This is a genomic window from Brotaphodocola sp. (assembly GCF_050873065.1).
Lineage (GTDB): Bacteria > Bacillota > Clostridia > Lachnospirales > Lachnospiraceae > Brotaphodocola.
Genome location: NZ_JBNMIC010000057.1, coordinates 1 through 11479 on the forward strand (window position 1 = coordinate 1; position 11479 = coordinate 11479).

General features: G+C 50.8%; 10 protein-coding genes and 1 pseudogene. All 11 read right to left on the reverse strand.

Annotated features, from left to right (window positions below; genetic code table 11):
- The coding region (locus ACR0QE_RS11490) for an aminoacetone oxidase family FAD-binding enzyme (protein WP_432628488.1) at positions 1-981 on the reverse strand (981 nt) is incomplete at its 3' end.
- Positions 982-1127: 146 nt separating this feature from the next.
- On the reverse strand, positions 1128-1637 hold the full coding sequence (locus tag ACR0QE_RS11495; RefSeq protein ID WP_432628489.1) for a hypothetical protein: 510 nt from the start codon (positions 1635-1637) through the stop codon (positions 1128-1130).
- 184 nt (positions 1638-1821) lie between these two features.
- Positions 1822-2973 carry a DUF3048 domain-containing protein gene (locus ACR0QE_RS11500; protein ID WP_432628490.1) on the reverse strand — a complete coding sequence of 384 codons (1152 nt, stop codon included), beginning with the start codon at positions 2971-2973 and terminating at the stop codon, positions 1822-1824.
- Between the two features lie 96 nt (positions 2974-3069).
- The gene (ybeY, locus tag ACR0QE_RS11505; protein ID WP_432628491.1) at positions 3070-3567 is read right to left on the reverse strand and encodes an rRNA maturation RNase YbeY; all 498 of its coding nucleotides are present in this window, start codon (positions 3565-3567) and stop codon (positions 3070-3072) included.
- A gap of 105 nt (positions 3568-3672) precedes the next feature.
- The gene (locus ACR0QE_RS11510; RefSeq protein ID WP_432628492.1) at positions 3673-4725 is read right to left on the reverse strand and encodes a PhoH family protein; all 1053 of its coding nucleotides are present in this window, start codon (positions 4723-4725) and stop codon (positions 3673-3675) included.
- A 153-nt stretch (positions 4726-4878) separates the two neighbouring features.
- A complete protein-coding gene (locus tag ACR0QE_RS11515) occupies positions 4879-6123 on the reverse strand; it encodes a sporulation protein YqfD (protein WP_432628493.1) in 1245 nt (414 codons plus the stop codon).
- Positions 6124-6144: 21 nt separating this feature from the next.
- Positions 6145-6522, reverse strand: coding sequence for a YabP/YqfC family sporulation protein (locus tag ACR0QE_RS11520; RefSeq protein ID WP_432628494.1), 378 nt, complete (start codon positions 6520-6522; stop codon positions 6145-6147).
- A gap of 85 nt (positions 6523-6607) precedes the next feature.
- Positions 6608-6784 carry a 30S ribosomal protein S21 gene (rpsU, locus tag ACR0QE_RS11525; RefSeq protein WP_005539624.1) on the reverse strand — a complete coding sequence of 59 codons (177 nt, stop codon included), beginning with the start codon at positions 6782-6784 and terminating at the stop codon, positions 6608-6610.
- A 163-nt stretch (positions 6785-6947) separates the two neighbouring features.
- Entirely contained in the window at positions 6948-9557 is a 2610-nt protein-coding gene (gene alaS / locus ACR0QE_RS11530) for an alanine--tRNA ligase (RefSeq protein WP_432628496.1), read from the reverse strand.
- Positions 9558-9797: 240 nt separating this feature from the next.
- The gene (locus ACR0QE_RS11535) at positions 9798-11162 is read right to left on the reverse strand and encodes a hypothetical protein (protein ID WP_432628495.1); all 1365 of its coding nucleotides are present in this window, start codon (positions 11160-11162) and stop codon (positions 9798-9800) included.
- A 164-nt stretch (positions 11163-11326) separates the two neighbouring features.
- Positions 11327-11479 (reverse strand): annotated as a pseudogene (locus ACR0QE_RS11540) (serine--tRNA ligase); the annotation flags it as partial.

Genomic DNA, 11479 nt, shown 5'->3' on the forward strand with positions numbered 1-11479 from the left:
CTCTAACTGTGCCCCCTTGATCTGGGAGACCGGAAGCTCCGCAGGAATCCCGGCAAGCTTTAAAACCACTGCCCCGAGCTTTTTATTCAAAAGCCCCGTCAGGTAATCCTCTGCCTTTCGGTAAGAGAGCATCTGTGCGCGGTTTTTCAAAAATCCGCCGATCTCCTTCATGCTCTTTGACGGAAGGAAATCAAGCACCGCCGAAATCTTTTCTTTCTGATCAAGTGCGATGGCGGCATAGCGGCTGACCTGAAACGTCGGAATTCCGGAAATTCCGTAATCCGTCAGCTGTACTTCCCCCTGGTCCGCTGCCAGAATCCGCCCCTGACTGTTCTTGATCCGCACAACCGCATCGCATCGCACTCCTGCGAGCTGTTTAAAGAATTTCCCCTCACAGCGCAGCTGAACAAGCGCTGGAAGCGGTTTGATCACGCGATGGCCAAAACTCTTCGCAAGCGCATATCCGCTTCCGTCCGAGCCGCTGACCGGAGCTGCCTTTGATCCGGTCGCAAGAATCAGCCGATCCGCCTCAAATATTCCCGCATCTGTCTTCGCCTCAAAATGTCTGCGCCCTTTTGCACGAAGTTCCCGAATCTGGCAGTTTGTCACCACGCGAACGTTCAGATGCTCCGTCTCCATCCGAAGCGCATCCAGCACGGAGGACGCCTGATCGGAATTCGGATAGATATATCCGCCTCGATTCTTTGTCTCGATTCCAAGTTCATCGAAAAACGTCAGTGTGTCCCAGACAGAGAAGCGATCCAGTACTTTCATCGGGAACTGCTTCTGACTGCTGCGGTAACACTCCGGGCGCATCGTCAGATTTGTCAGATTACAGCGGCCGTTTCCGGTGGAAAGAATCTTCTTTCCCACCCGGTCCATATGCTCCAAAATCGTCACAGATGCGCCTTCCCGGGCAGCACAGATCCCTGCCATCAGCCCGGAAGCCCCTCCTCCGACAATCAATACCTGTTTCTTCACACTTTCTCCTCCGTCTCCTGCCAGATCCCAGACTTTTCAGCCTCTTTGCAGCAGATCGATCTGCTGTGGACTCTCTCCGGCATTTTCTCTCTGCTATTGTATCCAGTTTATGCGCTGTTTTCAAGCCCTTTTTACAGCACGTCCCTTTAACTTGTACAGGATTCAAGGTAATTAAAGACCTCGATCATGGAAGAAAACCAGATTCCCTCGCGAAGTCTCTCCTGCTCGGAGACAGAAAAATCCACAAGCGGCAGATGCGTATACAGGCAGATCGTCTTCCTGTCTTTCAGGAATACAAGCAGAAAACCATCCTCTGCAACAAGATAATACTCCTGTTCTTCCTCACGCCCTGCTCCCGCCTCACTTTCCGCATTTTCTGCATTTTTTCCAGAATTGCTCCCAGCTTCCAACTTTTCTGAAGCCTCTAAATCTTCTAAACCCTTCTGCCCAGATCGCTGATCCCCCCTGCCCGCTGCAACTTCTCTCCGGTTGGACGCCTCATGGTCCTCGGGCAGAGTCTCCGGAAGGCTCTGCTCCTCCTGCCTTGCCCGCTCCAAAGCCATGCCGCGCTGTCTTCCAACCGTATATCCAAGCGCACTGCTGACAAAAATCCCGACAATCAAAATGAAAAATAAGCAGATTCTATACTTTTTCATGGGAAATCCCTCCATAAGTACAGTATCTGCTTATTTCTGCTTTTTATCCATCTCTTATCCGGCTCTTATCTGTCTCTGATTCATCTCTGATTCGTCTTTTATCCGTCTCGACCGATCGGGATCGATTCATTTGGCTCGATTGATCCGGCCTGATTCATACGGCTTCACTTGCCCGTCTTCATCCTCACTCAATGACCGCCGGCTTCATATCATTCGATGTTGCAATGCAGATCCACGTTTTTCCGGGGTTTAAGACGATCTCCTGACCGCTCGCGTCGTAGTAGTGCGTGACTCCGTACTCCCCATCCTTCTTCCAGGTGATGTCCTCCACCTGTCCGTTTGTGATGAAATATCCCCATGAACTCTCATGCACATTGATGTTTCGATACTCCGTCTTTGCATAATATCCTGCGGAACAGTACTGAATGATGATGTTTTTCACAGCGATCTGCCCCTCATCTCCTTTGTGCGGCCCTCCATACTGAAAACGGTAATAGAGCCCGTCATCCGGATGATACTCAAACCACGGATTGTTGAGCGGATACCCCGGCGTTACCTTATTGGCGGGTCTTGCATCCGCCCCGCCCATCACTGCCGGCTGTCCCTCGGGCGCAAAGCGGAAATGTCCCTCATAAGAAGCATCATACTCCTGCGAATAGCCAAGCTTGCCAATCACTTTCTGAATTCCGGCAAAACTCGCATAGGCATTGTGCGGTGCCTTGCGGTCTTTTGAGCGGAAATATGCGGTCTCTCCGGTTCCCTCGATTCCATTGATGTTATCAATCGCCTTCAGATACGGCTTTGCGAAGGTGCTCTGCCCGTAATGTGCATAAATGGCATCAAACTCCCTCGCAAAATACACATAATACGTCCGGCAGCTCCGCACTGAACCGATCCGGGTCAGGTCATCATAATTTTCCATGATCGCCATGTAGCGGTTCATATTTCCCTCAACCGGCGCCTCATAGACAACCCCGGCGCGATTGATGCCGTACTGCGGAAGAGCCGCTTTGTCATTGCTCATCATAATCGCAAGCGGACGCCGGTTTCCCTGGGCAACCGGCACCATCTCTCCCGTTAAGTAACTCTGGATCATACCGTTTACTTCCGTGCGCTCTGTCGGAATCTCTGTCTGCTCCGGAATCTCCAGTTCCTCTGTCTCCGGCTCAAGCTCAAGCGCCTCCGTCTCAATCACAATCTCCGCCGCATCCCCGCTCTCCTCCTCAAGATACTGCGCCGATCCCGACGCATGCTTCGCACATCCGGACAGAGTCAGAAACATTCCCGCTGCCAGCACGGCAAGCAGCCCCTTCTTGTACCCCCGTTTTCTCCCCATTCAGCCGCATTCTCCTCTCTCAAGGTTTCAAAGATTTCAAAGGTTTCACACTTTCACTTTCCCTAGAATCCTCCACTCAGAGCAAATCAGCAAAACTTATCGATTATATCCTGCCCCCGCAAGGATCTCTCTCTGTTTCTGCTCCATAACCTCCCTCTCCGCATCAACCATGTGATCATATCCGCACAGATGCAGCATGCTGTGCGCAATCAGAAATGCCAGCTCACGCTCTCTTGAATGACCATACTTTTCTGCCTGCTCAATCACTTTCTCGACGGAGATGATGATATCCCCCAATATCAGCTCTCCGCTCTCCGGGTTAAAGTAATCCTCCACAGAATCCTCCACATGGCTGAAATCCGACTCTTTCTCGTACTCAATCATCGGAAACGAGAGCACATCGGTCGGCGCATCGATCCCGCGGTATTCGCGGTTGATCTCCTGAATCGCATCATTGTCCGTCAAAATGACATTGACCTCCGCCTCATAAGGGCACTCCTCATAGTCAAGTGCCGCCGGAATGATCTCATGAATGATCTTCTCATAATCCACACCGATTTCTTTGTCGGTCTCATACTCAATCTGAATTGTCATATTGTACCCCTTTTTCTATTTTTCTGTTTTCCTGATTTCCTAAATTGGCTTTCTTTTAATTTTTTGTTTTCTTTTTCGCCGGACTCTTTCTGAATTCTACTTGTTCTACTTGCGCTCCCGGATCTTGCCCTTTACGGTTGCCTTGACCGCAACCTTTTTTCGGCGGTCTTTCGTCAAGAGCACATCTTTCTTCGGTGCAGTCGCCTTCTTCTCATACTCATCGTATGCCTGAACAATCTTCTGCACAAGCGGATGACGGACAACGTCACTGCTCGTCAGCATGCAGAACCCGATATCGTCAATTTTGTGAAGCACTTTGAGCGCCATATCAAGTCCCGAGGTCGTTCCACTCGGAAGATCCTTCTGCGTCTGGTCACCGGTCACGATGACTTTCGATCCGAAACCGATTCGCGTCAGGAACATTTTCATCTGCGCCGGTGTCGTGTTCTGCGCCTCATCGAGAATGATGTAGGCATTGTCAAGAGTACGGCCTCTCATGTAGGCAAGCGGTGCGACCTCAATCAGTCCCTTCTCAGAGTTGTGCAGATAGCTCTCCGCGCCCATGATCTGATACAGGGCATCGTAGAGCGGGCGCAGATACGGGTCAATCTTGCTCTGAAGATCGCCCGGCAGAAATCCCAGCTTCTCTCCCGCCTCAATCGCCGGACGCGTCAGAATAATCCGGTTGACCTCCCCGTTCTTGAACGCCTGAATCGCCATTGCCATCGCCAGATACGTCTTTCCGGTACCTGCCGGTCCGATGCCGAACACGATCATCTTTTTGCGGATCGTGTCCACATAGTTTTTCTGGCCCATCGTCTTCGGCTTTACCGGACGTCCGTTGATCGTCCTGCAAATAATATCCTTATCAATCTCAAGAATGGCACCGTCCGACTCCGTAAAGGAGAGGGAGAGCGCATAATCCACATTCTGCTCCGTGATCGTATTTCCCCGCTTTGAAAGCTCCGCAAGGTTGTTGAACACGCTCTTCGCCTTCTTGATCATGTCCTCCGGTCCGATCAGCTTGATCACACCATCGCGCGCGACAATCGTCACATGAAGCGTTCTCTCAATCTTTTTTAAATAACTGTCAAACTGTCCACAGATATTTTTTTCATGTTCTGTGGGAATCTCAATTACTGTCTCTATTACACTCATTCAGCCCTGTTTCGCTCCTCTTCCTGTTTCATTTCACAGAATTTTCATTTTCCAAAATCCCGTCTTCTTTTCGGCATGCCGACTTTCTTCTGGCAGATTGATCGATTGATCCAATTAGTCCGATCTCTTAATCTGTCTCAAACTGTTTTATTCCTATTCAGCATCCGTCTTTTCCACGCTCTGCTCCGCATCCGGTCTCGTCTCTGTCTGGACTTCCTGCTCCATCCCGACCGCTTCTTCCACTTCTAATTCCCCGCGAATGACATAGCAGGACGTTTTCTCTTGTATTTTAACATTATTTTCAAAAATTTGTACCCCTTTTTTCGTAAAATTTTGAATTTTCTTTCGATTGAGCTGATTTTTCAGTTCTTCCACCTCATTCTGTGTGCGGTTTCGCTCATAAGTGATGTACTCCCTCGCCAAAATCCGATCCACGACAAGCGGAAGATAAAAATCACCCGGAAGCGATACCTGCCTAGAGTCTTCCCGAAATTCCCACTCTCCCCGAAACGACGGCATCATCCAGAGAAATGAGAGTCCTCCAACCCGGAGCCGGAGCCCGTGCCTCTCTCTTCCGGTAAATGCAGCTTCCCGGACTATCTTTTCGACCTCACTTTCCCAGCTCTCACGCGTCCTGATCCGGACGTCGGCATCCGCATGAACCAGATGATACCCCGCGGTCTCTCCATTGTCATTGAGAATGGGAATCCGGCCGCTCACAAGCAGTTGTCCCGCCTCGATCTCCTCCCCGACACGCACCCTGGCACTTCCCTGGCGCACAAGAATCCCGGTCACCACCCCGCCTTTCTCGGCACTTAAATCACACGGCTTAGTGTACTCCTCAATCTTCCCCCCGGCCGTCTCATTTTCCTTGACCCGGATCAGAAGTCTCGTTCCGGATACCCGCGCTGACACCCAGATGATCTCCGGATACGACTCCCGGATCGCTTCCTCAAGCGCCACACAGTCAATCCCCGCACACGGCATCCCGCATGAGATCCCGATCGAATTTAAGTAATGGAGCAGGGTGTCGTCCGTAAAGCGCAGGTTGCCCTCCAAAGAGATATTCCAGAGAAAACGTGACATGAAAAATAAAATCGCAAAAAACGCTCCAAGTCCCGCCACGTAGAGTTTGCGCCTGCGGTTCCGGTATAAAAAAAAAGGAAGACCTCTTCTTCCCTTTATCAAAAGACGCACTCCCGCCTTGCGCGCTAACGGGCGCATTCTCCGAAATTCCCGAATTCCTGTCCAGAACTCAAACTGGCACTCTCCGAGACTGGCAATGTTCCAGATCTCGATCTCTTTTGTCATGCACAGATTTAGAAACCGCTCTCCCTCCAGCCCACGCATCCTCACAAGAAGACAGCCCCCAGTCAGATGCCTAAGTTTCTCTCTCAACCGCATGCCTCCCGTCGTCTGCTAGCCCTCAAACTCCATACACACAATCTGCCCGGAAATGTGCATCTGCTCGCTCGTGTAATAGTCAATCCGAAGGTTTTTTCCGCGGATCACGATCCGGCAGTTTCTCGCGGACAATTTCACGAGTTCTCTCTCATAGAGCAGGATTCCGCGGTAATTCTCGACCGTCACTCCGCATCTCCCGATAAAGGAAATCAGCGCATCGCCAAGAACCACATCTCTCGGAAGGTTTAAGTCTCCGGCGAGATTTCTCACCGTCGTCTCCAAAATGCTCTCCGCTTTCACGGCTCTCTCTGATTTCTCAGATCCCTTTTTTGCCTGCTCTCCGGATTTCTCCTCGGATTCCTTTTTGAACTGCTGTTCAGACTGTTCTCTCATTCCGCCAGCATCTCTTCCGATCTGCCGTTTCTTATTTTATTGTACGAAAAAATCCCCAGCCTTATGACTGGGGATCTCGGAACATTTAGTTGAATTTACGCTTTCTTGCAGCTTCAGACTTCTTTTTGCGTCTTACGCTCGGCTTTTCGTAATGCTCTCTCTTACGAATCTCCTGCTGAATACCAGCCTTTGCGCAGTTTCTCTTGAATCTGCGTAAAGCACTGTCCAGACTCTCGTTCTCTTTAACGATAACGTTTGACATAGCTCACACCTAACCTCCCTCCAGTTGTGTACTTGTGCATAATACAACTGTTTGGGTATTTATAGCACTGGAATGATTATAGCACAAATTCATCATTCGTCAACAGTTTTTTTAATTTTTTTCAAATTTTTTTATTTGAACTTCCTTTGAAGTTCTCCCTGCCTTATTTCAGCTGGTCTGCTGCTACCTCATAAGCCTTCTTCAGGGCCTCGTCCACGCCTGCCGGATTCTTTCCGCCTGCCTGAGCCATGCCCGGACGGCCACCGCCGCCACCGCCTACAAGTGCTGCAATTCCCTTGATCAGGTTGCCTGCGTGAGCACCCTTCTTCTGTGCATCGTCGGAAGCAGAAGCCATCAGGTTTACCTTGCCGTCCATCACGGAAGCGAGCACGATCACACCGCCGCCGATCTTATCTTTAAGCTGGTCACCGAGATTTCTCAGACCGTTCATATCCACGTCTGCAACCTTGGTTGCGAGAACCTTGACACCGTTGATCTCCTGAACCTGGCTCATGACATCACCGAGGGAGTCGCTTGCAAGCTTGCTCTTTAACTTCTCATTCTCAGCATGGAGTGCCTTGATCTCCTCCATCATTGCCTCGATACGGCTCTTTAACTCTGCCGGAGTCGTCTTAGCAGTCTTTGCAGCCTCTTTTAACTCCTCTTCCTGCTTCTCGTAATGAGCCATCAGACCTTCGCCGGTCAGTGCCTCGATACGGCGCACGCCTGCTGCGATTCCTGCCTCGGACAGGATCTTGAATGCCTGAATCTGACCAGTGCTGCCAACATGAGTACCACCGCAAAGCTCGGTAGAGAAATCGCCCATCTTAACCACACGAACCTTCTCACCGTACTTCTCGCCAAACAGTGCCATAGCGCCTGTCTTCTTTGCCTCATCCAGAGTCATCTCCTCGGTCACAACTTTCAGATTTGCACGGATCTCCTCATTGACGATCTGCTCAACCTTCTTTAACTCCTCCGGAGTCATAGCGGAGAAATGGGTAAAGTCGAAACGCAGACGATCCGGAGTCACGAGAGAACCAGCCTGCTCAACGTGATCGCCGAGAACAAGACGCAGAGCCTTCTGAAGCAGGTGGGTCGCACTGTGGTTCTTCTCACAGCCGCCGCGCTTCTCAGCATCCACGGTCAGCGTAACCGTCTCGCCGACAGAGAGCATGCCGCCTACCATATGGCCGACATGACCGATCTTGCTTCCCTGAAGATGAATCGTATCCTCAACGATGAAACGTCCGCCGTCTGCACCTACGATCTCACCGACATCACCGGTCTGACCACCCATGGTTCCGTAGAACGGGGTCTCCTCGACAAGAATCGTTCCCTTCTGACCGTCCGTCAGAGCCTCAACGATCTCATCCTCAGTCGTCAGAACCGTGATCTTGGAATCATGGGTCAGCTTGCCGTATCCGACAAACTTGGACTCTACCTCAGCCGGAATGGACTGATATACCGTCACATCTGCACCCATGTAGTTGGATACCTTTCTTGCCTTTCTTGCCTTCTCACGCTGATCATTCATTGCCTTCTGGAATCCGTCGTTATCAACGGTCATTCCCTTCTCTTCGAGAATCTCAACGGTCAGATCCAGCGGGAATCCGTAAGTATCGTACAGCTTGAAGGCATTCTCTCCGGAGAGAACAGTCTCTCCCTTTGCACTCATCTCAGCTTCCATATCTGCAAGGATTGCAAGACCCTGATCGATCGTCTTGTTGAACTTGTCCTCTTCCTCTGCGAGAACTTTGAGGATCATAGCCTTCTTCTCCTCAAGCTCCGGATAGCCGTCCTTGGACAGCTCAATCACAGTCTTGGACAGCTCCGGCATAAATCCACCCGGAATACCGAGCAGTCTGCCATGACGTGCTGCACGGCGCAGCAGACGGCGCAGAACGTATCCACGGCCCTCGTTGGACGGCATGATACCATCGGAAATCATGAAGGTGCAGGACTTTACATGATCTGCAATGATACGCAGGGAAATATCGGTCTTGTGGTTCTCTAAATACTTCACATGTGCCATCTCGCAGACTTCGTCGAGCAGAGCCTTGTTCGTATCGACACTGAACAGGGAGTCTACATCCTGAACGACAACAGCCAGACGCTCCAGACCCATACCGGTATCGATGTTCTTCTGGATCAGATCGGTGTAGTGGCCATGTCCGTCGTTGTTGAACTGGCTGAATACGTTGTTCCATACCTCGATGTAACGGTCGCACTCACAGCCTACGGTACATCCCGGCTTTCCGCAGCCATACTTCTCACCGCGGTCATAATAGATCTCAGAACACGGACCGCACGGACCTGCGCCATGCTCCCAGAAGTTGTCCTCTCTTCCGAAGCGGAAAATACGCTCCGGTGCAATGCCGATCTCCTCGTTCCAGATCTTGAATGCCTCATCATCATCCTGATAGATGGACGGATACAGGCGGTTCGGATCAAGACCAACCACCTCAGTCAGAAACTCCCAGGACCAGTGAATTGCCTCATCCTTGAAATAGTCGCCGAAAGAGAAGTTGCCAAGCATCTCGAAGAAGGTGCCGTGACGAGCGGTCTTTCCGATATTCTCGATATCGCCGGTACGAATACACTTCTGGCAGGTGCAGACACGTCTGCGCGGCGGAATCTCCTGACCTGTAAAATAGGGCTTTAAAGGAGCCATACCGGAATTGATCAGCAACAGGCTGTTATCATTGTGCGGTACAAGCGAAAAGCTCTTCATTACAAGGTGTCCCTTGCTCTCGAAAAAATCGAGAAACATCTTTCTTAACTCATTTACTCCATATTTTTTCACTTTACTGCTTCCTCCGTAATCATCAGATTGCTTCCATCCGTTTATATTAACATAGGAAATTACAAATGTAAAGTCGCACGCTCAAAAAAGCATGACAAACACGTGTACGGGGTAACTGTTCACGCGCCTTGCAGACAGCAACAACCCCGCAGCAAGCCCTTTTATCGAATCAGCCGCTGCGGGGTTGTGTCTCCTCACATCTGTTTTTTACTGGTAATCGTCACCCTTTAAATAATTGTAGAACGCGGTGTTGACATAGCGCTCCTGCGGGGTCACTTCCACTCCGCTGTCTCCGGCGAACTCTTTGAGCTTCTCCACCGTTGCATCCTTGTTCTCCGGAAGGGCAAACGGATGGATCGAGTAGATGCCATCGGTTACAACGCAGTCATAAATCTGGTGATAGGTATCAGAGGACAGATCCGTTCTCGTCGTACTGTACAGCGGCTGCCACCAGGACGCATAGATCAGACCCTTTGCCTCCTCATTGCCCTCATTCTTCTTCGCATAGGTATTGATCACTTCATCAAAACGCTTCAAGTCTGCTGTCGTGTTAAACTCAAGTTTCATATCATACTCGACAGCATAAACCAGATACAGATCATCGTCAAACTTCTTTACCTCGTAAGTCGGGGTAGCCTCCGGGATCGGGCCCCACTCAAGCAGGTACTGATAGATACTGATCTTCGGCTCAAGCTGTACCTTCGCATCGATGTTCTCACTGTTCAGCAGACCGATCAGCTGATGTGCATGCTTGATGTCGGAGTGACCGTACTGGAGCGTCAGATCAGAGAGGAAGCGCGCATCGTAAGCTGCGGACTTGATTCCGTATCCGGTTGTCACCTGCTGCTGGACGGCTGTCTTTCCGATCTCCGCAAGCTTGTCATCGTCAAAGAGCAGGAAGGAATTCCACGCCTGATCGATTTTGCCGTAAATATCCGGATCACTTGCCATGCCAAGATAGTTGCGTCCATCACCGTTTACATCTGCAATCCGCATCAGAAGAGACTCTGCCTGCGTCTGGGTCATCGCCTCTTTCTTCCCTGCTGCCTTTCCATCCTCATCAGAGAGCAGATCCGTGTCAAGCGCACAGGCGAGATAAGCGGCATAAGCCTCATCAACCTCATCCGTGATGCCATGTACGGCAAGACGTTCCTTCACCTTGTCTGCCGGATAGCTGAGCGCCAGTTCCTCATAGTCCGCCGCCGCAACTGCAGCCTTTGCCGCGGTTAGAAGATTTAAGTCTCCCTCAACAGCGGGAGCCTCCTCACCGGCAACTTTTTTGAGTGCCTCTGAGAAAGCTGCCGCATCCGGTCCGTCCTTTGAAATCTCCACCCCGTAATATTCTTTCAGCCACGCTGCGTCCGTCGCCTCAGACTTTGCCTCAGTCTTCTCCTCCTTTGCGGTCTCAGTCTCTTTCTCCTGAGCTGCACTCTCTGTCTGGGCCGCAGTCGTCTCCGTGGCACTCTCCGCCTTTGTGGATGTCGCTGCCGCATTGTTTGCACAGCCGCCGATCACAAGAACCGACATACCTACCGCTGCCATCTGAGTCAGTTTCTGAATGGATTTTCTCATCGTCCGTCTCCTCTTCTTCCTCTTCTTTTTATTTGCACATCTTGTCATGATAATGCCATTTTATTCCGATTGTAAATCTATCAATCCCAAATCTCTTAAAATATACGCAAAAAGGGCAGAGCCACCCGCTGTCTGCGGATCACTCTGTCCTCTTGTCATGGTTCTTATTTATTCTTCGGAATCAGAACCTCGGTTCCGCCCATGTACGGCTGAAGAACCTTCGGTACCTTTACGCTTCCGTCTGCCTGCAGATTGTTCTCAAGGAATGCAATCAGCATACGCGGCGGAGCAACTACGGTGTTGTTCAGGGTGTGTGC

Bases quoted from the DNA above. Each gene is read 5' to 3' on its own strand.
- ACR0QE_RS11495 (WP_432628489.1), bottom strand. From the start codon at position 1,637: ATGAAAAAGTATAGAATCTGCTTATTTTTCATTTTGATTGTCGGGATT.
- ACR0QE_RS11500 (WP_432628490.1), bottom strand. From the start codon at position 2,973: ATGGGGAGAAAACGGGGGTACAAGAAGGGGCTGCTTGCCGTGCTGGCA.
- ybeY (WP_432628491.1), bottom strand. From the start codon at position 3,567: ATGACAATTCAGATTGAGTATGAGACCGACAAAGAAATCGGTGTGGAT.
- ACR0QE_RS11510 (WP_432628492.1), bottom strand. From the start codon at position 4,725: ATGAGTGTAATAGAGACAGTAATTGAGATTCCCACAGAACATGAAAAA.
- ACR0QE_RS11520 (WP_432628494.1), bottom strand. From the start codon at position 6,522: ATGAGAGAACAGTCTGAACAGCAGTTCAAAAAGGAATCCGAGGAGAAA.
- rpsU (WP_005539624.1), bottom strand. From the start codon at position 6,784: ATGTCAAACGTTATCGTTAAAGAGAACGAGAGTCTGGACAGTGCTTTA.
- alaS (WP_432628496.1), bottom strand. From the start codon at position 9,557: ATGTTTCTCGATTTTTTCGAGAGCAAGGGACACCTTGTAATGAAGAGC.
- ACR0QE_RS11535 (WP_432628495.1), bottom strand. From the start codon at position 11,162: ATGAGAAAATCCATTCAGAAACTGACTCAGATGGCAGCGGTAGGTATG.